We start from the raw sequence: 24,050 nt of genomic DNA on the forward strand, positions 1-24,050 counted from the left end.
AGTACCTGACACAGAAGAAATTATGGCATATAAAGTTGAATTCGTTTTATCCAAAGACTCTTTTACTGACATCTTTAAAACAAATCTAGAAAATTCTATCAGTATTCCGATCAATAGAATTGAATTCGTTTCAAGATTTTCATATCCTTCATAATAATGCAAACCTTACAAAATTTTAATATTTTAGAGATTAATTCGAAAAATCATAATTGTGTTACCCCACTCTCAAAAAAGGCTTCAAGTTTGGCGGATTTAGTTCAAAACAGCTTTTCTCTTCCAACAGGTCGTAGCCTCTTTGCATTCTAAGCCAGAAATCGGCATTTCCACCAAAAACAGTCTCAATTCTTAATGCTATGTTTGGGGTAATGGATCCTGAGCTGTTCAAAATTTTTGAAAGTGTAACTCTTGAAACTTGCAATAATTCGGCTGCTTCGCTTACCGTTAAATCTAAAGGTTTCAATACATCTTCCCTTAAAATTATGCCAGGGTGTATGTTTGTATTTAAGTTTCTTTTCATATTATTGGTGATGGTCAAACGAGTCTACATTCATAACTTCTTGTTTGATATTTAGGCAAATTTAGAAATACTTTTTTTTACCACAAAGTATCTCAGAGTTTTGCACGAAGGTTCTCAGAGTTTTTCAATTCTATGCTAAAAACACTTTGCGACTTTCCGTCTTTGCGGTAAAATATTGGGCTTTACCCTTAAAAATCGCTTCGGAATACTTTTTTTAACTAACTTCATCCAAAAAAAATCACCCATGAGACTAACCATACTTGCCCTATTCTCACTTTTAACCACTATCTCCTGCCAAAAAAGCCCAAAATATGATACAATTATCAAAAATGGAATGGTGTATGATGGCAATGGCATTGCACCTTTTAAGGCTGATATTGGTATCAAAAACGATACGATAGCGTTTATTGGGGATTTGTCAGGTGAAACTGGAAGCTTGGAAACGATTGATGCAAAAGGGATGGCCGTGGCTCCGGGTTTTGTAAATATGCTAAGTTGGGCTACCGAGAGTTTGATACACGATGGCCGCTCCATGAGCGACATCATGCAAGGCATTACGCTCGAAGTCATGGGCGAAGGCGATTCTATGGGGCCTTTAACCGACTCCATGAAGTTATATGCAGAAAAATCTCAAGGAGACATAAAATATGACATTACTTGGAAAACCTTGGGTGGTTACTTGGATTTTCTTGAAAAACGTGGAGTCTCTACCAACGTGGCTTCGTTTGTGGGTGCCTCCACCGTAAGGGCCATGGAACTGGGCTACGCCAACCGCAAACCAACCTTCGAGGAAATGGAACGCATGAAAAAACACGTAGAAACTGCCATGAAAGAAGGTGCCATGGGCTTGGCTTCTGCATTGATTTATACTCCTGGAACTTTTGCGGATACTCCCGAACTGATAGAGCTCTCCAAAGTGGTTGCTCAATATGATGGTATGTACATTTCACACCTCAGAAGTGAAGGAAACCAATTAGAAAAAGCTGTAGACGAACTCATTAGAATAGCCAAAGAAGCAAATATTCATGCTGAAATCTACCATTTAAAAGCTGGCGGAAAGACCAATTGGCACAAAATAGACAAGGTGATAGCCAAAATTGACAGTGCCAGAAAAGCGGGGTTAAACATTACTACCGACATGTATAATTACATAGCCGGAGCTACCGGACTCGATGCCGCCATGCCACCATGGGTGCAAGAGGGCGGTTTTGAACAATGGAGCAAACGACTGAAATCTACCGCCACAATACAAAAAGTGGCCAAAGAAATGAGTACACCACAAGGCAACTGGGAGAATCTTTGCCTTGCCGCAGGACCAGAAAAGACACTTTTGATAGGCTTTAAGACCGATTCGCTTCGAAAATACATTGGCAAAACACTGTCCGAAGTCGCCGCTATGAAAAAGAAAACCTGGCAAGAAACTGCCATGGAACTGGTCGTTTCGGATGGTTCGAGGGTAGATGTGGTGTATTTCTTGATGAGCGAAGAGAATGTAAAAAAGCAAATCAAGTTACCCTACATGAGTTTTTGTTCGGATGCCGGCTCGATGGCTCCAGAGGGTGTATTTCTGAAAGCCAGCCAACACCCAAGGGCTTACGGAAACTTTGCACGCTTGCTTGGAAAATATGTGAGAGATGAAAAAGTTATCAGCTTGGAAGAAGCCATTAGGAAACTGACTTCTTTACCTTGTGATAATCTCAAAATCAAGAAAAGATGTCGTTTAGCAGTCGGAAATTATGCCGATATAGTGATTTTTGACCAAATGAAAATACAAGATAAAGCTACTTTTGAAAAGCCCCATCAACTTTCAGAAGGTATGATTCATGTTTTTGTCAATGGTGCTCAGGTTGTAAAAAATGGCCAACATACGAATAAAAAGCCCGGTAGATTTGTGAAAGGGCCGGGGTGGAAGGAGAAAGTTTAAATACGAGTTTATCTTCTTAATTATCAAGAATTTATAGTTACAGAATTATTCCACAAAGTTTCACGAAGGTTTCACAAAGTTACACTAAGACATACCGATATAATTAAATAATAAACCTATACTTTGGTTATAAAGAATTTGCCTTTGTAAAACTTTGTGCCTTTTCTCAGTGGATCTTTGTGTAACAGAAAAACAACCCACTTTTCCAAAAAAATGCCTGACTTACTTCTCAACTAACATTTCAACCAAAAAACCTCTTATAAACTCCATTTATAAAAAGCACAAATTAACACTTGAATTTTTCTTGATATTTGCCTAATAATTAAGTCAAAAGCGTATGAAAGCAAGTGTTTATTACCAATATGGCACGTCTGAAGTATTGGAAATTAAGGAAATAGAAAAGCCTCTACCAAAAGCCGATGAAATACTGGTAAAAGTTAAAGCGACCACAGTAAACCGCACCGACTGTGCCATGTTGAAGGCCAAGCCCTACATCATGCGACTTTTTACGGGACTTTTCAAGCCAAAAAATCCAATTTTAGGGACAGATTTCGCTGGAATAATAGAGGAAATAGGTGCTGAAATAAAGGATTTCAAAATTGGTGACCGAGTATTTGGCTTCAGCGATTTGGGAGTAAGCTCACACGCTGAATATTTGTGTATTTCTAAGAAAAAAGCATGGGCCAAAATACCTGAAAATATCAATTTTGAAGATGCGGCGGCTAGTTTGGAAGGGGCACATTATGCCATCAATTTTATCAATAAAGTAAAAATATTGCCTCGTCAAAAAGTCTTGATTTATGGAGCATCAGGTGCAATTGGCTCAGCCATGCTGCAGATTTTGAAACATTTTGGAGCAGAAATTACAGCTGTCGGAAATTCAACAAGTATCGAAAAACTAGAGAAAATGAGCTTGGAAAAAGTTCTCGACTATGAAAAAGAGGATTTTAGAAAACTGGAGGAAAAGTTTGATTATGTTTTTGATGCGGTTGGAAAATCCTCCTATTTCAAGACACTGCATTTACTAAAACCAAAGGGAATTTATATTTCATCAGAATTGGGCTATATGGCTCAAAATATTTTCTTACCCTTATTGACCACTTTCTCGGGTAAAAAAGTCAAATTCCCATTTCCATCCAACATTCAAGCATCCATAAAACTCATTTCTGAACTATTGCAAAACAATGAATTTGAGCCATTTATAGACAAAATCTACGCACTGAACGAAATCAAAGAGGCCTTTGACTATGCCGATTCAGGCAAAAAAACTGGAAATCTTGTAGTTTGCTTTCCTTGAAAAATTTTGTAAATTGCTTCTATAAAATCTAAAAAAAATGGATCCAAAAAATATCAAAAAAGAGTATACCAATGGCGATGTGACCGTAGTTTGGCAGTCGGCTATGTGCATTCATTCAGCTGTTTGTGTTAAGAATCTACCTGAAGTTTTTCAGCCTAAAACTTCGCCTTGGGTAAAAATGGAAGCTGCCAGCAGTCAGGAGATTGTGGATACAGTAAAAAAATGCCCAAGTGGAGCTTTGAGTATGAAAACTGTATGAGTTTGAATTTAAGCTTTAAAGTTGAGAAGCCGATCGAAACAGTTTTTGAGAATCTTATTGACATGCAAAAATTTGTTTCTTTTCATCCTGTAATTACCAAAATAGAACCTATTTCTGATAATAATTATTTGGTATACGAAACGCTGAGATTTGGATTTATACCGGTAACATTCCAATATCCCGTGGTGATAAACTCTAATCTGGCAGAGAAGAAAGTAAAAATGGTAGCAACAGTGCTTAAATTCACCAAAATCGAGATGAATTTTGTCTTGAAAACTATCGAAAACTTCACAATTATTACGGAATCTATCCATTTCAAAAGTCCTTTTCCGGTAAAAGGAATCATGAGCCGCATATTCAAAAAGCAACACAGCATTTTATTTAAAAAGATGAATCTTTAGGCATTTTTCATAAACAATATTTCTAAGTCTTTGGTTAAAATTTCAGAAGCAAAAACAACCTTAAACATTACAAAACAATAATCTATGAAACGTTTTTTTACATATCTGATAGTGTTAGCTGGTTTCAGCATAATTCTTTCTTGTGAAAAAGAGAATGCTGAGTGTAAGAAAATTACTTTTTACAAAGATGCCGACGGTGATTCACTGGGCAATAAGGCAGAAAGCATACAAGATTGTAATCAACCAACGGGCTACGTACTCAATGCCAGCGACAATGACGACACCCCTAAAACCGCTTCGGCAAGTGAAATACCAACCAAAGGCTACACCACACCAGCCACTTACTCAGGTATGCAGCTGATGTGGGCCGACGAGTTTGAGGGAACAACACTAGACGAGAAAAACTGGAATTATGAGCTTGGAGACGGCTGCCCGGGAAACTGTGGCTGGGGAAACAACGAACTTGAATATTATAAAAAAGAAAATACTTCCGTCAAAAATGGCTATTTATTGATAGAAGCTAAAAGTGAGGCCTCCAATGGTAAACAATACACTTCCTCTCGCCTTACAACACAAAACAAAGTAAATGTCAAATACGGCAGAATAGACATAAGAGCAGCACTTCCAAAAGGAAAAGGCATTTGGCCGGCCCTATGGATGTTAGGCAAAAATATAAATGAAGTTGGCTGGCCTAAATGTGGCGAAATAGACATTATGGAAATGGTGGGCGGCACAACAACAGACAACCAAGTGAACGGTACTGTTCATTGGGATCACAACAATAGCCACGCAGAATATGGTGGAAATACCAAACTTGCATCTGGTATTTTCAATGACGAATTCCATGTTTTTTCTCTCACTTGGGACGAGAAATTTATCAGATGGTACCTCGACGACAAACAATATCATGTAATTGACATCACTCCTTCGGGCCTAAGCGAACTAAAAGAAGAGTTTTTCCTTGTCTTTAATGTGGCTGTAGGTGGCAACTGGCCTGGAAATCCAGATGGTTCGACCGTTTTTCCTCAAAAAATGATTGTGGATTATGTGAGAGTTTTTAAATGAACTTACGGGCGAAAAAATTTATTCCAATTGCCCTATTTCAATACTCTTACTTTATTTTCAAAAACTTGATACTCAGGTTTTTCTCAATTACTCTGATAATTTTAAGTTCTTCGGAACTTACAAAAGCAATGGAAATACCCCTTTTACCAGCTCTGGCAGTACGGCCACTTCGGTGGGTGTAGTATTCTATTTGGTCAGGCAACTGATAATGAACTACGTAACTAAGTCCTTCAATATCAATGCCCCTTGCCGAAATATCTGTGGCTACTAATACTTGAATTTTCTTATTCTTGAAGGCTCTCATCACCTTGTCACGGTCTCTTTGTTCTAAATCACCGTGTATGGCATCGGCAAGAACTTCTTTGGCTTTTAGTCTCTTAGCAACCATTTGGGCATCATCTCTGGTTCTACAAAAAACAATCCCTCTTGCCGCACCTTGCGATTCTAAAAATTTCAAAACGAAATCAAATTTCTCCTTGGCTTCACATATGAAAAACTGATGCTCAATTTTGCTGTTTACCACCTCCAAACGACTCACTGTTACTTTGTGTACATCAGGAGCCATATATTTTTCAGTAAGCTTTTTTAGCGAATCAGGGATAGTTGCTGTAAAAAGCCACTTGATATTTTCCGGGTGAATCTGCCCAATTATGTTGTCAATGGCCTCTTTAAAGCCCATACTTAGCATTTCGTCGGCTTCGTCCAAAACTATTGTTTTCACCTTACTGATATCCAAAGCCTTACGTTCCAACAAATCCATCAATCTACCTGGAGTAGCCACCACAACTTGGGTAGGTCTTTGAAGCCTAGCTATCTGAATATCAATCTTTTCACCACCATAAACCGCCTCCGCAAATACTTTTTCGGAGAACTTAGTCATTTTAAATATCTGCTTGGCTATCTGTTGACAAAGCTCACGTGTTGGTGACAAAACCAGTACCTGAATCTCCTTAATTTTGGGATTAAGCCTTTGCAAAAGCGGAATGCCAAATGCAACAGTTTTACCTGTACCCGTCTGAGCTTGGCCAATAAAGTCGGTATTGTTTTTTAATAAATAAGGAATTACAAGTTGCTGTATTTCAGATGGTTTTATGATTTTATTTTCCTCTAAGGCCTTTACAAGATTCTCGTTTACCCCTAGTTGATTGAAGTTTTCCAATGCTAATTTCTTTTAAATTGAAATACAAAGGTAGGGATTTTATGGGGGAATTGAACACAGAGCCTGCTACTCTAAATATTGTAAAGAAACATTAGAGAAGATTCAATTCTTTAGTTTTCCGAAAAATTATTATCTTTGAGTACTTTTAAATGATAAAAATGACATCCGAAGTTACTATTAATAAAAAGAAATTTTTCATCGTTCCCGAAAAAGAATTCCAAGTTCTACAAAAAAAAGCTGCTCTTGGTGTTGATCAGGAAGATTTGTTTACCATTGAGGACGCGAGGAAATACAGTAAGAAACTGATAAATCAATGGGCAAAAGAAAAATCAGAATAAAGAAATCTGCATCCGAAAGCATTTCTTCAATCTCATTTTATATAGAATCCAAGGGTCTAGCAAAAACAGCAGAAAAGTTTTCAGATTCAGTGTACGACTTTATTGAAAAATTAAACTCCGAATTTATAAACCACCGACTTTGTCGAGAAAAAAACAGAGCCGCCTTAGGCCTTAAATGTGTTAATTTCCAAAAGAGGTACACCATCGTATTTTTTGAAAATGAGAAAGAAATAATCATAACTGAATTTAGACCATCAAAACTCATTTTTTGGTAGTAATTCATAAAAAAAAGAGCCTTTCGGCTCTTTTAGAATATTCAAAAAGGAAATAATTATATCCCCAAAACCTTCCTATTTACAGCTTCATCAGCACCAGTGGCAGCGAAATCGTCAAATGCACGGGTGGCCACTTCAATGATATGACTTTCAATAAATGGAGCTCCTTCGGCAGCACCTTGCTCTGAGGATTTGATACAACATTCCCACTCCAAAACCGCCCAACCGTCGTAATCGTATTGAGAAAGTTTTGAGAAAATTGTCCCGAAATCTACCTGACCATCTCCCAGCGAACGGAAACGTCCAGCTCTATCTGCCCAACCCGAATATCCAGAATAGACACCCTGACGACCAGATGGATTAAACTCAGCGTCCTTTACATGGAATGCTTTGATACGATCGTGATACAAATCTATAAATTGAACATAATCAAGACATTGCAAGACAAAATGACTTGGATCGTAATTAATGTTGGCTCTTTTGTGTCCACCTAGATAATCTACGAACATCTCGAAAGTAGAGCCATCGAAAAGATCTTCACCAGGGTGAAGTTCGTAACAATAATCTACTCCATTTTCGTCATAAATATCTAAAATCGGCTTCCATCTATTGGCCAATTCTTTGAAAGCTGTTTCTATCAAACCAGATGGTCTTTGCGGCCATGGATACAAAAATGGCCAAGCCAAAGCTCCGGAGAAACCGACGTGAGATTTCAATCCCAAATTCTTTGAAGCAACTGCAGCGTATTTCAATTGCTGCTCTGCCCAAGCTCTGCGAGCAGGCTCATTTCCATGAACTTCTGCAGGTGCAAAAGCATCATACATGGTATTATAAGCAGGATGAGAAGCTATCAATTGACCTTGCAAATGGGTTGACAATTCTGTTATTTCCAGGCCCTTATCAGCCAATTTACCTTTTAACTCATCACAATACGTTTGCGATTCTGCCGCTTTTTTCAAATCAATCACTCTTGGGTCCCAAGTTGGCAATTGTATACCTTTATACTCCAAGTCAGCCATATAATCCGCAATAGTATCAAGCGAATTAAATGGTGCTTCATCACCCATAAACTGGGCTAAAAATATTCCAGGTCCTTTTATTGTTTTCATTATTTTTTAGCTTTTGGCTATTAGCTGATAGCTATTAGCACAGATTATTTTCATTTGTCACGAATGCACGAATAAATGCACGAATGTTTATTTATTACTTTATCATTTCTCCCCTTTGGGGTCGGGGGCTTTTAAACCGTTACCCACTTATCGCTTCTGCTACTTTCAAGTATTCTTTCACAAATCAAAAGTTCTCTGTATCCATCAGCAAATGTTGGGAATTTCGGACTTTCTGGTTGTTTTCCTTCTGCCACGGCTTGGTAAACCTCTTTAAACAATTGCTTTGAAGTATCTCCAAAACCTTCGTTGTGCCCACCTGGATAAGTGATTAATGAACGAACTTCCTCATGAACCAAAGAAGGATCTCTCATCAACACCGAGTTTGCTCCATCTCTAGCACCAATCCACACTTCGTTTGGAGCTTCTGAGTTCCATGCCAGTGTTTTTACTGAACCCGAAATTTCAACTTTCAATTGATTTTTTCTACCAGCCGAAACCTGAGAAACCGTAATACTACCACTGTTTCCATTGTCAAAACGCAACAATACATTAGCATGGTCTTCGGTATTGATAGGCACATCGGCGTAATCTTCTGGAGCTAGCATCTTACCTGAGTAAGTTTCCAAAGGCTTCAATGGTTTCTTACGGTTTTTATGAACGGTATTGAAATCGGCCATTACTTGAACAGTTTTCAAGCCAGTAACGTACTCAATCAAATCCAAAAGGTGCGAACCAATATCAGCAATAGCTCTCGAATCGCCCGATTTATCAGGCTCTAAACGCCAGTTGTAATCTGTAGCATAGAACAACCAATCTTGTAAGTATGAACCAATTACAGAATATATCTCACCCAATTCACCTTTTTCTTTCATCATTTTCATTTGACGAACCAAAGGATAATATCTCAAATTGAAGTGAACTGCATTTACCAATCCTGATTTTGCAGCCAATTCCACCAATTCAGCGGCTTCTTCAAGATTTGTAGCCAAAGGTTTTTCGCAAACACAGTGTTTTCCAGCCAATAAGACTGCTTTAGACTGCGAATAATGCAGGAAGTTTGGTGTACATATATGCACACATTCAATATCTTCCATGGCCAACAATTGGTCGAAAGTACAAGGCCTTTCAATGCCCAACTGAGCTGCTTTCGCCGTAGCCAATTCTATATTTACCTCGCACAGTGCCACGACTTCGATGTTTGGCAAACGACGCAAGGCTTCAATGTGAGCTGGCCCAATAAAACCTGTACCTACAACCCCAACTTTGATTTTACTCATTTCTAATGTATATTTTTTTGTCAACAATTACTAAATTTCAAACTTTGTCCATTTATTTTCGGTTGCGTTGGACTTCACAACAGTATTTATAAAACCCATTCCACGCAAACCATCGTCTATTCCTGGGAAATCGTGAATTTCTGGAATGTAAGCCGCTGCATCGTCTTGTGTCCCGCCCAAATTACCTGCAGCCACTGCACGGTTTTCTGTACCCCATCTGGCTCTCAAAGCAAAAGCAAAATTCCTGTAAATATTTGCAAAAGTCTCAATGTAACCCTCCGGGTGACCCGCAGGCTGACGTGTATGTGCTTGTGCGTGCTTTGAAAGATTTCCTACACCAGTCCTTATAATTCTTGAGCCGTTTTCTTGGTTGGTCAACTCCAAAGTATTTGGATCCATTTGTTTCCATTTAAGGCCTCCAAACTCACCATAAACTCTGATATTCAGGTCATTTTCTTCGCCATTACAAATTTGGCTATTGTGGAGAATTCCCTTTGCTCCATTATCAAAACGCAACAAAATATTGGCATCATCATCTAATTGGCGACCATCTACAAAAATGGTAAGGTCAGCACAAAGTTCTGTTATTTTCAGGCCAGTAATGTACTCAGCAAGATTTTCAGCGTGAGTTCCAATGTCTCCCACTCCACCTGCCGCTCCACAACGTGCTGGATCTGTACGCCAAGCCGCTTGTTTTTGACCAGTAGCCTCTACCAATGTTGAAAGCCAACCTTGTGGATATTCTACAATAACCTTTCTGATTTTACCAATAGCTCCTGACTTTACAATAGCTCTAGCCTCTTTTACCATCGGATAGGCAGTATAATTGTGGGTAAGAGCAAAAAGTAATCCTGAGTTTTCAACAATTGGCTTCAATGCTTTCGCCTCTTCCATGTTGAGGGTCAAGGGCTTATCCATAACCACATGAAAGCCGTTTTCAATGGCAAACTTTGCAGATTCAAAATGTACGTGATTGGGTGTAACGATAGAAACAAAATCCATCCTTTCACCTTCAGGAAGGGTTTTCTCAGTTAGAATCATTTCTTGGTACGAACCATAAACTCTTTTGGGGTCAAGATACAATGCTTCACCTGTAGCTTTTGATTTTTCGGGATTAGAGCTAAACGCACCGCAAACCAATTCTATCTCTCCATCTAAAGCTGCACCACGACGGTGAACTGCTCCAATGAATGCCTCTAGGCTTCCGCCAACCATACCCATTCTTATCTTTCTTGCCATTACTATTTTTTAGGTTGAAAATGCAATTTTAGGAAAAATAAAGCATTGGTAAAAGTAATAATTGATAAAATTCGGGTGAAATAATCTTAGGAATAAATGGCGACTTGAAATTCCAAAAAAAACAAATTAATTAATCTCAGTTTTGTTCAGCTATCAAGCAATAAATCAATAGATTACACCAAAACAAAGAAGAACTACTTGGTAAATTAAAAACTATTCTTAATATAGTTATATGAATTAAATTTTGGATTAGTCAAAAATAATAGCAAGTGTTTTTACTACAATTATTAATTTTTCCTTTACTGAAAAATAAAAAAAATGTAGATTTACAAAATTTAAAAATTTAACCCTTAAATATTAAAGATATGGTAAACGACAAGAGACTTTTTCTTGGTAGTTGTTTTGCTCTTATTACAACTGCATTTTCATTCAGTATTAGAGCTGGTATTTTACCCCAATTAGGTACAGAATTTAATCTTTCCGCAGAACAACTGGGTTTCATAAACTCTATGTGGTTCGTTGGTTTTCCAGTAGCCATGATTATCGGCGGATTGGTTTATCATACAGTTGGGCCGAAAAAAATCATGCTTATTGCTTTTGCATGCCATGCCGCTGGTATTTTGTTGACTATTTATCCTCAAACTTTAGGTGGTTACACAGGTTTATTGGTTTCGACATTTCTTATAGGTATTGGCAATGGATGTACTGAAGCGGCTTGTAACCCAATGATTGCTGACACCTACCAAGGTGCAAAAATGAGTAAAATGCTTAATCGTTTTCATATGTGGTTTCCTGGTGGAATCGTAATCGGTAGTTTGGTTTCAAAATTCATGACCGATGCGAATATGGGCTGGCAAGCACAAATCTGGGTAATTTTAATTCCAACTATTATATATGCTTATTTATTCTGGGGCCAAGAATTCCCTAAACCAAAAGTAGAAGGTGTAACTTCTATAGGTGAAAATATAAAAGCTATGTTCACTCCATTATTCTTGTTTATGTTTGCTTGTATGGCTATCACGGCCATTACAGAATTTGGTCCGCAACAATGGACTGGTCTTATTATGAGCAAAAGCGGTGCAAGTCCAATGCTAATTCTAGCATTAGTAACTGGTCTTATGGCAGTTATAAGATTTTTTGCGGGTCCAATTGTTGAGAAATTCGACCAAACAGGCGTTTTATTAGGTTCTGCTGTGTTTGCTACTATAGGTATTTACCTATTCAGCACACAAACTGGTAACATGGCTTACGTTGCTGCTATTTTCTTTGCTTTAGGTGTTGCTTTATTCTGGCCAAATATGGTTGGGTTTATTGCAGAAAAAGTACCTCTAAGTGGAGCATTGGGTATGTCAGTAATTGGCGGAATTGGAATGTTCTCAACAGCTATTTTCCAGCCTATTATTGGAAAATGGATTGATTCAAACAACGCAGCAAAAGCTGCAGAAGGCCTAACTGGGGATGCCCTTGAACTTGCCGCAGGCCAAGCTACTTTAGGAACTATGGTTACTTTTCCAATAATATTAATCGTTGCCTTCGTTGTATTGTTTTTCTGGCAAAAAAATTCAAAAACAGCATAATTAAGTATTTCTAGTTATATTTGTAAAGCCGTTCTAGTAAACAGAACGGCTTTATTTTTTATGACAAACGCCAGCATAGACTTCGGCAATACAAGAATAAAAATTGGCTTATTCATCAATGATAGCCTTTTAGAAATTTTCAGGGCGACTACACTTCCTGAAGCAGCGGAATTGCTAAAGACCAATTCTGTAGAAAACGCCATCGTTTCTTCTGTAACACTCTCAAATGCAGAAATTTCAGAAAAACTAAACTTCCTTAAATCTCTTGTTTTCTTAGATTATAACACCCCTTTGCCTATAAAAAACAATTATGAAACACCAACGACACTTGGCTATGATAGAATAGCTGCTGCCGTCGGTGCCAATTTGAGATTTCCCGACCAAAACTGCCTTATTATAGACATTGGCACGGCCATAAAATACGATTTGGTTTCAGACCAGAATGCCTTCGAAGGAGGCATAATTTCGCTTGGTAGACAAATGAGATTCAATGCTCTACACACTTTTACCAAAAAACTTCCGTTATTAGACACAGTGAAAATCCCCGAACTCATTGGCCAATCTACCGAATCTTGCATGACAAGCGGGGTGATGAACGGAATAGCCGCCGAAATCAACGGAATCATTGATGAATATATAAAAAAACTTAAATTAAGGGTATTAATTTGTGGCGGCGATGCTCCTTACTTTGAAACTAAGATAAAATACCCGACCTTTGCAACTCCAAATTTGGTCTTGGAAGGCCTAAACAGAATTTTACAATATAATGTTACTGAAATTTAGATACTTACTTCTCCTTACATTCACAAGTTTCACACAATTTGCATGGTCTCAAGGCCAAGGAAATAGCCCATATAATACCATAGGAATTGGTGAAATAACAGAGGAATCAGTAGCAGCTCAAGATATGATGGGTGGTACTGGCGTGTCATTTGCGAACAGTTTCTATATCAACCACATCAACCCCGCCATGTTGGTCAAAAACCGTACTGTGGGCCTGAACAAATACGTGGCCTTTAATATTGGATTGAAAGGGGCATATAAAATTATGAATCAAGGAAACAAAGTACAAGATGATTTTGGAATGAACCTGAGTAATCTCACTTTTGTGTTTCCAATAAAACCCAAATGGGCCATGGGAATAAGCATGAGGCCATATTCTATGGCTGATAATATTTCTAAAATAGAAAAAGATTTTGTGGGTTCTAATGAAACCAACGAAGTTGAATACAGAAACGCAGGAGGTCTTTCTAGAGTAGCATTAACAAACTCTTTTTTACTTTACAAAGGACTTTATTGGGGAATTGAAGGTCAGTACAATTTTGGAAATATCCAAAGAGACACAACCTCTACCATTACTGGTTCGTCGGAGTATTTCAGAAATTCAGGCAGATACAGTCTAAAAGGTGCTTCGGCCAAAACAGGTTTAACCTACCAAGTGAAGTTGAGTAAAAAATGGAATTTGAACATTGGAGGTGTTTATCAGCTAGGTTCTAACCTAAAAGGTGAGGCATTAAAAGTGTTTAGTGTACTTGGCGAAGCAGGTAACGGGCCTGTTTATATTCAAAGCCCAGATACCTTATCATTGACCAATATTTCAAGCCAGATTCCGAGTAAATACAAAATTGGATTGAGTTTAGAAAGCAACTATCACTGGGTATTTGCAGCTGAATATGGCTATACCAAATGGTCAGGCAACAAGCAATTTGACCCAACTGCCAACAAAATATTAGTGGATTCAAAGGAACTCAATTTAGGTATGGAATGGTTGCCAAATGCTTCATCTGGCAAATATTTCAACCAGGTATTTTACCGTTTGGGATACAAACACATCGACACGCCCTACATGATCAATAACACCAAAATAAAAGACCAAAGCTTTAGTCTTGGTCTTTCGGTACCTATGGGCTTCGGCAATCCTAGTTATATAGATATCGCCTTGTCGTTGGGTAGAAGAGGTGTAAACACCAACAGTTTGATTCAAGAAAACTACACAAAAGTGTCAGTAAACTTCTCACTACTAAGTAGTTGGTTCAACAAACCACGTATAGACTAACCATGAAAAGGTTATACTTTTTTTGTTTCATTGTCTTTGTTGGCTCTCCGCTTTTGTGGAGTTGTGAGGAAGAAAAGTCAAAAAAAGAATTCATAGAATACCTCGGACCGATTCTCAATATCGACAATCTTGCTATCAGTCACAGCGATTCGGGAAGGGTAAAAGTAAAAATCTCTACTGCAAAGCAGCTAAAGTTCCAGAACGAAAACGAAGTATATCCAAAGGCCGTTTACGTGAACTTCTTAGACAAAAATGGTGTAGAATACTCCATGCTCAGAGGTGATTCTGGAAGATATGTAAAAGAAAAAAACCTCTACATTATACAAGGCAACGTGTTTTTTAACAACCGTTTACTTCAGCAAAGTCTCTCAACCGAAGAGCTATTCTGGAGCCCAGTAAACAAGAAAATCTACACCGACAAAAAAGTAACCATAAAAACTCCAAGGGAATCCATAACCGCCTCAGGAGGCATGGACGCCACCGAAGACTTCTCTAAATACTCCCTCCGCCGTCCCAAAGGTACTTTTATGGTGGATTCGCTCAGGACTATTGTGGATACTACTGGGCAGTAGGAAAATTTAGCTATTTCTAAAAAATCCGTGTATGGAGTTTTTTTTATAATCTGAATGAACTATTTTGATTGAGATAGGAACTGATACATGTTTAGTATAAAAGAGGTCATAGAGTATTTTGGCGGTGAGCATTTTTGGGTTATCGGACAATTACTTTCTGTTTTTTTGTTCAATTAATTTCAAATTGGGACTTTTCAATTTATCGAGAGAATAGTTTTTCATTTCTCTTAATAATTTTAGTTGTTCTAAAGCTGTATTATGCAAAAGCTGCAACCGTTCCTTTTTCTCTAAACCCTGCTTAAGTAACAAACTATTAATACTTTCTAGATTTGATATTACTGTAAGTTGATGCAGATCGGCATAATCTCTAATGTTCCCACCATTCAATGTTAACTCTGGATTATCTTGTTGCCATTGTTTTGCAGTCTTACCAAAAACTGCAAGATTCAGCATATCGGCTTCTTCGGCATAAATCCATTTTTCCCTATCTTTTGCCAAATTAAAACTTGGTAAAACTTCTTTTATTGCATCAGTATGAATCCTATAATTTATTTTTGAAACAATTCTTTTTACATCCCAATCTATATTTTTTCGCTCAGCTTCCTCCTCTTTTAATCGCTGGAATTCGTTAATTAACAGCAACTTAAATTCTGGACTTATCCACATGCCAAACTCAAAAGCAATGTCCTTGTGTGCATAAGTCCCACCATACCTTCCAGCACTTGAAATTATACCTATTGCACCTGTTTTTTCAATCCATTGTTTAGCTGATATGGTGAACCTATTCAAACCAGCTTCACTTTTAATTCCCTCGAATTCGGGGGAATTAAAACTTGAATTATTCAATTTTTCCCAAATGGCTAAAAATTCAAGAGTATTTTTGTTGCGTAACCATTTCTCTATTAATGATGAGCCACCTTCAAATCCGCTCACAATATCTGTAAGTGAAATATAGTCCTTACTATTTCTTTCTTGAATAGAAATAACTATACCCTGCACTTCTAACCTTTGATTTTTTGCCATAATAACTATTTTTAATACCTCAAATATATGGAATTAAATTTTAATTTCAAAAATATCGGGAATTAAAACAAAGGATTAACTTTGAGAATTGCAATTCGGAGAAAAAAATAGTTTGACTTCACTCACACCCCACACCAACAACATCTCCAACCTCCACAATCCCTTTTGAACTCCCCCATTTATCATTCAGAAAAGTAATTAATTGGACAATGTCGAGGTCATAGAGGCCTTTGGCGGCGGGCATTTTTTGGTTGTAGGTTTTGCCAGCAACGCTTATGGGGCCTTCGAGGCCGTTTTTGATGATGCAGACTAGCTTGTTTTTGTCTTGTAGGTAAGTTGAGCCTTTAATCGGCGGATAAAGATTTCTTAGGCCTGAGCCGTCTAAACCGTGGCAGTTGGAGCAGTTTTTCTTGTAAATTTCTGCTCCTGATATTACGTATTGTTCGTATTTCACCTCTTCGTCACTGGCACAAGCCGTGACAAAAAGGCAAAACAGAACTAAACTATTTTTGAAGCAAAAGCTCAATATCTTTGATGAGTCTATTGACCTCTTTTTCTTTGGTACCATCATAAACTCCTCTAATGTTTCTGTTTTTATCGACCAATACAAACGCACCGCTGTGTACAAATCCGCCCTCGTCAACAGCCTCCTTGTCTTCCATGGCTGATACCATGTACGATTTCTGAGCTATTTCATAGATTTTCTCCTGCTCGCCCGTCACAAACTGCCATTGATTGGTGTTTACACCTAGCTTTGCTTTATAGGCTTTCAATACCGCCACCGAGTCGTGACGCGGGTCAATGGAATGCGACAATATACCCAATTCAGGATTGTCTTTGAATTTCTCATAGATTCTGAGCATTTGGGTTTTCATAACCGGGCAAATGGTCGGGCATGACGTAAAAAAGAAGTCCGCAATATATATTTTGCCTTTAAAAGCCTCTTGCGTGAGTGTATCACCGTCTTGATTCACAAATTTGAAATCTGGAATGGCGTGATAAACCGAGTCACCTTTTTCGTTGACATCGTGTTGACCAATATAGGGCAATTTACGGTTGGAGTCACCGCAACTCCAAATGGCTAATGTAAAAAAAGTGATTGCGAAAATACTGGAAAGAGCTTTCATGATTTTATTTGTGTTCCTCCGTAAACTTTTTGGCTGCTGCTATCGCCGTTTCTGTATCAGTAGTGAGCTTTTTTACTTCAACCTCCAGCTCGGTGTAAAGTTTCAGCTTTTCGTTCTTATCTTTCACATCGTTCATGGCTACGCCGAAGTTTTTCATCCATTCGTACATATCGTCTTCGGCTTTTTGCAAAGCCGTTGAAAGTTTAAGTGCCACAGTTTTGTCCGCCTCAGATGCTTTTTCAGAAGCGGCCATCAAATCCTTTTTGATGTCGGCAATGGCCATAGTTCTGGGCATCACTTCATCGTGGCCTTTCATCAAAACCGTATTTAGTTTTTCTATTTCACCATCTATTTTGTTGCCACAGGCCATTGTAAAGCCAAGCAAAAGAGCAAAAATCAAATTTGAGAATTTCATATTGTTTTTAGTTATTGTTTTCTAACATTTCTATGGCACTTCTGATGGCACTTTCAGAAGGATTCTGACCGCCAATCATTTTGGCCACTTCTATAATTCGCTCATCGGCCTCGAGTTTTCGCATCAAACTGACAGTTTTGGTGTCGGAATTGTCTTTGTACACATAAAAGTGCGTTTGTCCTTTTCCTGCAATTTGGTGCAAGTGCGTAATGGCGATCACTTGAAGTTTCGATGACATTTCAGTGAGCATTTTCCCTACTTTTATGGCCACTTCGCCCGAGATTCCTGTGTCTATTTCATCAAAAATGATGGTTGGCAAGGACTTTTTCTCTGCCAAAACATATTTCAGACTTAACATCACCCTCGAAAACTCTCCTCCTGATGCCACATCTTTCAGTGGTTTAGGCGTAGAACCCTTGTTGGCCGAGAATTCAAAAATCAAATCGTCAATACCATCGGATGCAAAAGCCTTTTCTTTTGTGCCAATCAACAATCTCGCATCAGGCATTCCGAGTTCGGCCAATAAGCCTTGTATTTTGTCCACCAATGGCTGGATCACCTTCTTTCTACTTTCTGAAAGGGTCGAAGCGTCTTTTTGGGTTTCAGCAAAAAGTTTCTCTCTATTTTTTTGTAAAACCTCCAGTTCTTCTCCAAGATTGACCACTTTACTCACCTTTTGTTGCAAATCCTCTCTGATTTCGATGAGTTCAGTGATACTTTTCACCGCATGTTTTTGTTGCAAACGGAAAATGGCATTCAGCCTATCTCTCAAAAAAACAACTTTTTCATCATCTGTTTCTACTTTGGAATCTTCTGACTCTATTTCGTTGGAAATGTCTTGGAGCTCAATCAAACTGCTATTTACACGCTCTTTTAATGATGCATATTTTTCGGAGATTCCACTGATGCTCCCCAGAGCAACGTTTGCATCCTTGAGTAATCCAAGTACCGAAAGATCCGCATTGTTGAGATATTCATAAGCAAAACCTAATTTTCGTTTTACCTCCTCTGCGTTTTCCAAAATCATCAATTCTTCCTCCAATTCGGCTTGCTCCTCTCCTACCAATTTGGCCACAACCAATTCGTCCAGAAGAAATTTATTGTAATCAAACTCCTTTTTAAGGCTATCGGCATTGTTTTGTAATGCTGTCAAAGCCTTTTCGGCAGACTTGAATGCTTTGTAAGAAACCAGATACTTTTCTGAAAGAGATTGATTTCCAGCAAAAGCATCTAGCAAGGCCAATTGATAGGCATTGGTATTGAGCAAAAGCGTATCGTGCTGTGAGTGAATATCCATCAGATATACGCCCAAAGTCTTCAAAACATCTAAGGTAACTGGCGTGTCATTGACAAAAGCTCGCGACTTGCCATTGGGAGAAATTTCACGACGGATAAGACACGAAGGTTCGTAATCAAGTTCCAAGTCCTCAAAAAAGGCTTGAAGGTCAAGTTTAGAGATATCAAAATTACCTTCCACGACACATTTCTCGTTTTCATCAAACAATGCTTTGGTGTCGGCTCTGTTCCCCATCAAAAGCCCCATAGCTCCCAACATGATGGACTTACCCGCACCGGTTTCTCCGGTAATGATGTTCAGGCCAGCTTCAGGTTGGATTTCCAGATGCTTGATTAGGGCGTAATTCTTAATGAGAAGACTTGTAAGCATTTAAAAGAAATGATTTCAACAAAATTAAAGATAGAATCGGTAGGAAGCAAAAAGCATTCGATAAAGAAGTAGATTCAATTGTTTTTTTAATTATAGTTTCGGACTTAAAATACTTAAAGCTTATATACTTTGCGTGCCTTGCCAGGCAGGCTTTCTTTTTTTTCGAAAAAAAAGAAACAAAAAAACACTTTCTTTGCCGCTTCGGCGGTCCGAAATGATCCTCTGTAAAATTTCGGTTTTAGCATTTTTCGATGTTAGAAAATAAAAGTTGCGAAATTTTACAACTGACTGCACAGAAAATATTAGGAACAATAAGTGTTTATATTTTTAGAAATTAATCATTAATGCTAAGCAATTTGGAAGAAATTAGATTTTAATACTAAGTGATCACTGTTTTTTATGCTTTGCAAGATTTGATTGGTCTTCATGTTTTTTACAGACTTGCATTCAAAATCTATACAAACAAAAAAAGCATCGTTCAATGTGACGATGCTTTTTGCAATAAACCTTAACCTTAAACTATGAAAAAAAACTACCTCTCGGTATATCTTTATTTGAGTGCCGTCCCGATAGCTATCGGGAGAGTGGTGAATTCTGAGACTCGGCAACTGAGTTTTAATCTTTTTTGAAATTCATTTTTAAAAGTTTGGAAAAAAAAGCATCGCTCAATATGACGATGCTTTTTGCAATAAACCTTAACCTTAAACTATGAAAAAAAACTACCTCTCGGTATATCTTTGTTTTAGTGCCGAGTTTGGAGTTGTATGTTCCGAGGCTCGATTACTAAACTTATATCTTTCAGTTTTTCTCTTTTTTTTAGAGTTTGGAAAAAAAAGCATTGCTCAATTCGGCAATGCTTTTCGCAATAAACCTTAACCCTAAACTATGAAAAAAAATATCTTTGTCTTTCCTATTTCCTAGCACCCAAATATTCTTTGACTGCCAATATTTTAAACTCCGTCCTTCTGTTGGCTTGGTGAGCATTTTCCTCACATTTCGCCGAATCGTCACATTCGTTTACCAATTCACTTTCTCCATATCCACTCGCCACCAACCTATCAGAACTTACGCCTCTAGAAACCAGATAATCAGCTACTGACCTTGCTCTTGCAGCTGAGAGTCTTTGATTATACTCCTCGCTTGCTCGGCTATCTGTATGTGATCTCAATTCAATCTGTAAGTCAGGATACTTTTTCAAAACTGGAATCACTTTGTTGTCTAATTCCCTTTTGGCATCAGCCCTTATCTCAGATTTATCCAAGTCATAATAGATATTATCTAATCTAAATATATCACCTTCACCAATCATGCCAAAGTTTCTTTCTACAGAATAATTTTTCTTAGAATTCTTAATTTTGCCAATATTTTCCGTGTTTGTAGCATAGTTATCTTTAACAGCAGACACAGAATATCTACCGTCACGATCTGGTTGAAAAGCATATCTGCCATCTACACCCGTAATTACCATCGCCACACTCCCATCTCGCTCATTTTCAAGCGTTACTGTAGCTCCAGCTATTGGCATCTGATCAACTTCAGAAACTATTCTTCCTTTCACCAAAGGACGTCTGGCTGGCTCCAAATAGATTTTAAGATGCTGTTGTTTAGAAAGTGACTGCGACATGGTGCCGTAGGTGATTGTCCCTACATCATATCCTTCTTTAAAGGCCTTAAATTCAAAATCTGCACCACTTTCCAGGCAGAGTGAAGCCTCCCCGAGTGAATTGGTAATGTACCCTTGTTTATTCACTCCGTTTTTCACCATTCTGAGTTCCGTATTGGCCAATGGCAGATTGGTTTGGCTATCATAAACCAGAATATTGAGGGCATTACAGCCTTTGGTGAATGCATAGATGTTGTCGTCCGCATATCCTTTTCTTCGGTTTGAACTAAAATACCCACGAGAGCGATTCCCATCTGTTATAAATCCGAAATCATCTTTTGTGGAGTTTATAGGGGCACCTAAGTTTTCAACTTCACCGAAAGGAACACCGTTGCGAAATTCTAAATAAAACATATCTAATCCGCCCAAACCCGCATGACCATCCGAAGCAAAATAAAAATTGCCGATTTCGTCCACAAAAGGAAACATCTCATTGCCTTCTGTATTGACTTCTCTTCCTAAGTTTATGGGAGCTCCCCAGTTTCCTTCGCGGTAATCTACCACATAAATGTCTGTTCCTCCAAAACCACCAGGCATATCCGAAACAAAATACATTTTACGGTTGTCCGGCGAAAGTGCAGGATGACCTGTCGAATATTCGTTGGAGTTGAATGGTAGCTCTTTTATATCTGTCCATTTGTTGCCTTTTTTTGTGGCAATAAACAGCTTGAGCATATTTATTCCTTTCTCGCTTTTCTTTGCTTTCCCTTTGTTATAGTTGTTTCTTGTAAAAACTATTTTCTTGTAATCTTTGAAAAAAGTAACTGGACCTTCGTGATATTTTGAATTGATGGATTTACTAAATTCGTCAATTACAGGTTCCTCAATATCTTCAAAGCTATCGTTTTCCTGCGTTTTATTTGGTTTGGCTGATTTTCCACTTGAGCCTAAACTGGCTTGGATAGTTTCCACCGTCTTGTGGGTTTCTTTTCTGAGCGACATCGTGTCAGAAAACAAAAACAAATCCAAAAACGGGGTTTCGTTTTGGTTAAAAACTCTCTTTATTCCCGAGCCTTCGTTTCTGGCAGAAACAAACACCAAACCATTTTCATAAAACATTGGGCTGAAATCTGAATATCTTGTATTGAGTGGATACACAAAATTAACGTCGTATAGAGACGAATCTTTAAAAAAAGTAGAGTTGTCCATATAAGCCACTGTAAATTTCCGGCCTCTCAAATCCTCTTTTTGTTGCTCGCCATAACGGCTATACATTTTTTGTGATTCACGGTATTTTCCATTATTGGCAAGAGCTTGGGCATAATATAAGATTTGCTCACTGTCCACAGAAGCATCAAAATCTTTGAATAAATCTTTGTAAACTCTTTCCGCGTTTTTGCTGTCTTGTAGTTTTCTGTAGCTAAAAGCTAACTTTGTGAGGGCTTCCTTTTGTTGATCTTTTTCGTGGCTTCCGCTTCCCAAATAGGACTCGTAGTTTCTTACCGCTTGTGCATACGACATTTTGTCGAACTCAGTATTTGCGGCTCTAAGTTTATTAGATTGAGCTTGTGTGAGAAAGCTGGTAAGGCACCATACAAAACCTATCAGTATTTGTATTTTTTTTATAGGAAACATCAAATTGAACGTTTAATTTTTATAGGAAATGCTTTTAAAACTTTCGTTTCCTATTGATTTATCAAACGGCATGCCAAAAACAAACCTTTTGGCTGTTTATAATATTAAAATACTGATAATTAAATAATTAATAGCTACAAAAAACTTACCTTCAAGATTTTTGTTGTAGCAGAATGGAGTTTAAAGCGATCGTCGGTACGCAAACCTACCAACCATAGAATATCTTGACTATCGCAGAGTACTTTTTGAATATTCTTTTGAGGGCTATCGATTTTACTATCTATCAAAAAGTCGGAAACCATCTTTTTGCCTTTCATTCCAAAAGGTTGAAACTTGTCTCCATGTTTCCAATTCCTAAGCGTCAAGGGCCATTTTATGTTATCAAAATCAAAAAAAGCATGCTCACTTTTCCGAATATCCATGATGCTTGGAAAATCGGTGGTGACCTTCAAAACGATGGATTGCGTGCCAATTTCATAAAGTCCAGGTTCCTTAAAATGAAAGGTGTTTTCTTCCGAAGATTCCATTTTCTTCTCTAAAAACCATTCATTTCTGCCTGTCACAATCAGGTGCGTGTTAGATTCTATTCTTTTACCCGAAGTGGTTACATTTAATAAATCAATAACATCTTGATAATTAAATCCATAGGACTTCAAAAACTCTTCCGTCAGTAAAGCAAATCCAGGGGTATTTTGCCATTCTGAAAACGGGATTTTAACAATTTCACCAAAATCAATAGATTGCTTAAAACGTTCTAACTTCTCATCAAAAATCGCATTTAGGTCATTTATCCTTCTAAAATTTACCTGAGCAGTATTTGCAAGACCCGGATTGATTTCTTTCAGAATAGGAATGACCTGATGCCTGATTTTATTCCTTTGATAATCAACTGTTTGATTGGATGCATCTTCTCTCCAAGAAATATTGTTTTCAGCCAGATAAGCTAAAATTTCAGATACTTGAGCAAACAACAAAGGCCTTATGATTTTACCTTTTTTAAGTGGAATCGACTTCAATCCTTTTGGGCCTGTTCCTTTGGTGAGGTTCAAATAGAGGGTTTCTATTTTATCATCCAAGTTGTGAGCGGTGGCTAACCAATCAAAGCCTTCCGATACCATTAATTCATTAAACCAAGTATATCTAAGTTCTCTGGCAGCCATTTGGGTAGAAACTCTCCAATCTTTTGTTACTTTTTTGGTGTCTGTTTTGGTAGAAAAAAACGGAATCTGTTTTTTTTCACAAAACTTTTTCACAAAATTCTCGTCGCCATCAGAAGCCGAGCCACGCAATCCAAAATTATAATGTGCAACGGCAATATTAAATCGACCCTCAACAAATAAATTTAGAAGTGCTATGGAATCTTTTCCACCGCTAACAGCCACCAAGACTTTGTCTGTAGCTTTACAAAGCTGATTTGTGTTAATAAATTCTAAAAAGTCCTTCAGCATCAATTATTGCGAATAATCATTAACAAAAATACGTTAATTTTGCTTTATGAATCGCAAAACCTTTTATT

Annotated in this window: 22 protein-coding genes; 10 read left to right on the forward strand and 12 right to left on the reverse strand. The window is 37.8% G+C overall.

What is annotated here, in order from left to right:
• Window positions 1-214: 214 nt before the first annotated feature.
• A complete protein-coding gene (locus tag EGI26_RS03280; protein WP_255076321.1) occupies window positions 215-517 on the reverse strand; it encodes a HigA family addiction module antitoxin in 303 nt (100 codons plus the stop codon).
• A gap of 244 nt (window positions 518-761) precedes the next feature.
• Between EGI26_RS03280 and EGI26_RS03285 the strand changes: the two genes are divergently transcribed.
• The 5 genes from EGI26_RS03285 (at window position 762) to EGI26_RS03305 (ending at window position 5,463) form a co-directional block, all read left to right on the forward strand.
• On the forward strand, window positions 762-2,441 hold the full coding sequence (locus EGI26_RS03285) for an amidohydrolase family protein (RefSeq protein WP_255076322.1): 1,680 nt from the start codon (window positions 762-764) through the stop codon (window positions 2,439-2,441).
• 337 nt (window positions 2,442-2,778) lie between these two features.
• Window positions 2,779-3,738, forward strand: a complete 960-nt coding sequence (locus EGI26_RS03290) for an NAD(P)-dependent alcohol dehydrogenase (RefSeq protein WP_255076323.1) — start codon at window positions 2,779-2,781, stop codon at window positions 3,736-3,738.
• Between the two features lie 37 nt (window positions 3,739-3,775).
• Window positions 3,776-3,997: a (4Fe-4S)-binding protein gene (locus tag EGI26_RS03295; RefSeq protein WP_255076325.1), complete on the forward strand. Its 222-nt coding sequence runs from the start codon at window positions 3,776-3,778 to the stop codon at window positions 3,995-3,997.
• The gene (locus tag EGI26_RS03300) at window positions 3,994-4,398 is read left to right on the forward strand and encodes an SRPBCC family protein (protein WP_255076326.1); all 405 of its coding nucleotides are present in this window, start codon (window positions 3,994-3,996) and stop codon (window positions 4,396-4,398) included. The genes EGI26_RS03295 and EGI26_RS03300 overlap by 4 nt, the downstream gene beginning before the upstream one ends.
• A gap of 84 nt (window positions 4,399-4,482) precedes the next feature.
• The gene (locus EGI26_RS03305) at window positions 4,483-5,463 is read left to right on the forward strand and encodes a family 16 glycosylhydrolase (protein ID WP_255076328.1); all 981 of its coding nucleotides are present in this window, start codon (window positions 4,483-4,485) and stop codon (window positions 5,461-5,463) included.
• A gap of 46 nt (window positions 5,464-5,509) precedes the next feature.
• Here the strand turns inward: EGI26_RS03305 and EGI26_RS03310 are convergent, their stop codons facing one another.
• Window positions 5,510-6,622: a DEAD/DEAH box helicase gene (locus EGI26_RS03310; protein WP_255076329.1), complete on the reverse strand. Its 1,113-nt coding sequence runs from the start codon at window positions 6,620-6,622 to the stop codon at window positions 5,510-5,512.
• 158 nt (window positions 6,623-6,780) lie between these two features.
• Here EGI26_RS03310 and EGI26_RS03315 point away from each other — a divergent pair, with 158 nt between their 5' ends.
• Window positions 6,781-6,960 (forward strand): hypothetical protein, encoded by a 180-nt coding sequence (locus EGI26_RS03315; RefSeq protein ID WP_255076330.1) that lies wholly within the window; start codon window positions 6,781-6,783, stop codon window positions 6,958-6,960.
• A gap of 331 nt (window positions 6,961-7,291) precedes the next feature.
• On the opposite strand, the gene EGI26_RS03320 is transcribed toward EGI26_RS03315, so the two are convergent.
• From EGI26_RS03320 to EGI26_RS03330, 3 genes are all read right to left on the reverse strand, one after another.
• Window positions 7,292-8,344 (reverse strand): sugar phosphate isomerase/epimerase, encoded by a 1,053-nt coding sequence (locus tag EGI26_RS03320; protein WP_255076331.1) that lies wholly within the window; start codon window positions 8,342-8,344, stop codon window positions 7,292-7,294.
• A 131-nt stretch (window positions 8,345-8,475) separates the two neighbouring features.
• Window positions 8,476-9,621 carry a Gfo/Idh/MocA family protein gene (locus EGI26_RS03325; RefSeq protein ID WP_255076333.1) on the reverse strand — a complete coding sequence of 382 codons (1,146 nt, stop codon included), beginning with the start codon at window positions 9,619-9,621 and terminating at the stop codon, window positions 8,476-8,478.
• A gap of 30 nt (window positions 9,622-9,651) precedes the next feature.
• On the reverse strand, window positions 9,652-10,842 hold the full coding sequence (locus EGI26_RS03330; protein WP_409035354.1) for a Gfo/Idh/MocA family protein: 1,191 nt from the start codon (window positions 10,840-10,842) through the stop codon (window positions 9,652-9,654).
• A gap of 383 nt (window positions 10,843-11,225) precedes the next feature.
• Between EGI26_RS03330 and EGI26_RS03335 the strand changes: the two genes are divergently transcribed.
• From EGI26_RS03335 to lptC, 4 genes are read left to right on the forward strand one after another with little or no spacing between them, the layout of a single operon-like run.
• Window positions 11,226-12,437, forward strand: coding sequence for a sugar MFS transporter (locus EGI26_RS03335; protein ID WP_255076335.1), 1,212 nt, complete (start codon window positions 11,226-11,228; stop codon window positions 12,435-12,437).
• 60 nt (window positions 12,438-12,497) lie between these two features.
• On the forward strand, window positions 12,498-13,220 hold the full coding sequence (locus EGI26_RS03340) for a type III pantothenate kinase (protein WP_255076336.1): 723 nt from the start codon (window positions 12,498-12,500) through the stop codon (window positions 13,218-13,220).
• The gene (locus EGI26_RS03345) at window positions 13,204-14,493 is read left to right on the forward strand and encodes a hypothetical protein (RefSeq protein WP_255076337.1); all 1,290 of its coding nucleotides are present in this window, start codon (window positions 13,204-13,206) and stop codon (window positions 14,491-14,493) included. The genes EGI26_RS03340 and EGI26_RS03345 overlap by 17 nt, the downstream gene beginning before the upstream one ends.
• 2 nt (window positions 14,494-14,495) lie before the next feature.
• Window positions 14,496-15,065, forward strand: a complete 570-nt coding sequence (lptC, locus tag EGI26_RS03350) for an LPS export ABC transporter periplasmic protein LptC (RefSeq protein ID WP_255076338.1) — start codon at window positions 14,496-14,498, stop codon at window positions 15,063-15,065.
• Window positions 15,066-15,215: 150 nt separating this feature from the next.
• On the opposite strand, the gene EGI26_RS03355 is transcribed toward lptC, so the two are convergent.
• The 7 genes from EGI26_RS03355 to tilS form a co-directional block, all read right to left on the reverse strand.
• Window positions 15,216-16,088, reverse strand: a complete 873-nt coding sequence (locus EGI26_RS03355) for a KilA-N domain-containing protein (protein WP_255076339.1) — start codon at window positions 16,086-16,088, stop codon at window positions 15,216-15,218.
• A gap of 118 nt (window positions 16,089-16,206) precedes the next feature.
• A complete protein-coding gene (locus EGI26_RS03360; RefSeq protein ID WP_255076341.1) occupies window positions 16,207-16,542 on the reverse strand; it encodes a cytochrome c in 336 nt (111 codons plus the stop codon).
• Window positions 16,543-16,591: 49 nt separating this feature from the next.
• The gene (locus EGI26_RS03365) at window positions 16,592-17,215 is read right to left on the reverse strand and encodes an SCO family protein (RefSeq protein ID WP_255076343.1); all 624 of its coding nucleotides are present in this window, start codon (window positions 17,213-17,215) and stop codon (window positions 16,592-16,594) included.
• A gap of 4 nt (window positions 17,216-17,219) precedes the next feature.
• Window positions 17,220-17,630 (reverse strand): hypothetical protein, encoded by a 411-nt coding sequence (locus tag EGI26_RS03370; RefSeq protein ID WP_255076344.1) that lies wholly within the window; start codon window positions 17,628-17,630, stop codon window positions 17,220-17,222.
• Window positions 17,631-17,637: 7 nt separating this feature from the next.
• Entirely contained in the window at window positions 17,638-19,296 is a 1,659-nt protein-coding gene (gene recN, locus EGI26_RS03375) for a DNA repair protein RecN (protein WP_255076345.1), read from the reverse strand.
• Window positions 19,297-20,206: 910 nt separating this feature from the next.
• The gene (locus EGI26_RS03380; RefSeq protein ID WP_255076346.1) at window positions 20,207-22,534 is read right to left on the reverse strand and encodes an OmpA family protein; all 2,328 of its coding nucleotides are present in this window, start codon (window positions 22,532-22,534) and stop codon (window positions 20,207-20,209) included.
• A 134-nt stretch (window positions 22,535-22,668) separates the two neighbouring features.
• Window positions 22,669-23,982, reverse strand: a complete 1,314-nt coding sequence (gene tilS / locus EGI26_RS03385) for a tRNA lysidine(34) synthetase TilS (protein ID WP_255076348.1) — start codon at window positions 23,980-23,982, stop codon at window positions 22,669-22,671.
• Window positions 23,983-24,050 lie beyond the last annotated feature (68 nt).

The organism is Lacihabitans sp. CCS-44, assembly GCF_024343735.1.
Taxonomy (GTDB): domain Bacteria; phylum Bacteroidota; class Bacteroidia; order Cytophagales; family Spirosomataceae; genus Leadbetterella.

Coding starts and splice junctions, on each gene's coding strand:
- EGI26_RS03280 (WP_255076321.1), bottom strand. CDS start 517: ATGAAAAGAAACTTAAATACAAACATACACCCTGGCATAATTTTAAGG.
- EGI26_RS03285 (WP_255076322.1), top strand. CDS start 762: ATGAGACTAACCATACTTGCCCTATTCTCACTTTTAACCACTATCTCC.
- EGI26_RS03290 (WP_255076323.1), top strand. CDS start 2,779: ATGAAAGCAAGTGTTTATTACCAATATGGCACGTCTGAAGTATTGGAA.
- EGI26_RS03295 (WP_255076325.1), top strand. CDS start 3,776: ATGGATCCAAAAAATATCAAAAAAGAGTATACCAATGGCGATGTGACC.
- EGI26_RS03300 (WP_255076326.1), top strand. CDS start 3,994: ATGAGTTTGAATTTAAGCTTTAAAGTTGAGAAGCCGATCGAAACAGTT.
- EGI26_RS03305 (WP_255076328.1), top strand. CDS start 4,483: ATGAAACGTTTTTTTACATATCTGATAGTGTTAGCTGGTTTCAGCATA.
- EGI26_RS03315 (WP_255076330.1), top strand. CDS start 6,781: ATGACATCCGAAGTTACTATTAATAAAAAGAAATTTTTCATCGTTCCC.
- EGI26_RS03320 (WP_255076331.1), bottom strand. CDS start 8,344: ATGAAAACAATAAAAGGACCTGGAATATTTTTAGCCCAGTTTATGGGT.
- EGI26_RS03325 (WP_255076333.1), bottom strand. CDS start 9,621: ATGAGTAAAATCAAAGTTGGGGTTGTAGGTACAGGTTTTATTGGGCCA.
- EGI26_RS03330 (WP_409035354.1), bottom strand. CDS start 10,842: ATGGGTATGGTTGGCGGAAGCCTAGAGGCATTCATTGGAGCAGTTCAC.
- EGI26_RS03335 (WP_255076335.1), top strand. CDS start 11,226: ATGGTAAACGACAAGAGACTTTTTCTTGGTAGTTGTTTTGCTCTTATT.
- EGI26_RS03340 (WP_255076336.1), top strand. CDS start 12,498: ATGACAAACGCCAGCATAGACTTCGGCAATACAAGAATAAAAATTGGC.
- EGI26_RS03345 (WP_255076337.1), top strand. CDS start 13,204: ATGTTACTGAAATTTAGATACTTACTTCTCCTTACATTCACAAGTTTC.
- lptC (WP_255076338.1), top strand. CDS start 14,496: ATGAAAAGGTTATACTTTTTTTGTTTCATTGTCTTTGTTGGCTCTCCG.
- EGI26_RS03355 (WP_255076339.1), bottom strand. CDS start 16,088: ATGGCAAAAAATCAAAGGTTAGAAGTGCAGGGTATAGTTATTTCTATT.
- EGI26_RS03365 (WP_255076343.1), bottom strand. CDS start 17,215: ATGAAAGCTCTTTCCAGTATTTTCGCAATCACTTTTTTTACATTAGCC.
- EGI26_RS03370 (WP_255076344.1), bottom strand. CDS start 17,630: ATGAAATTCTCAAATTTGATTTTTGCTCTTTTGCTTGGCTTTACAATG.
- recN (WP_255076345.1), bottom strand. CDS start 19,296: ATGCTTACAAGTCTTCTCATTAAGAATTACGCCCTAATCAAGCATCTG.
- EGI26_RS03380 (WP_255076346.1), bottom strand. CDS start 22,534: ATGTTTCCTATAAAAAAAATACAAATACTGATAGGTTTTGTATGGTGC.
- tilS (WP_255076348.1), bottom strand. CDS start 23,982: ATGCTGAAGGACTTTTTAGAATTTATTAACACAAATCAGCTTTGTAAA.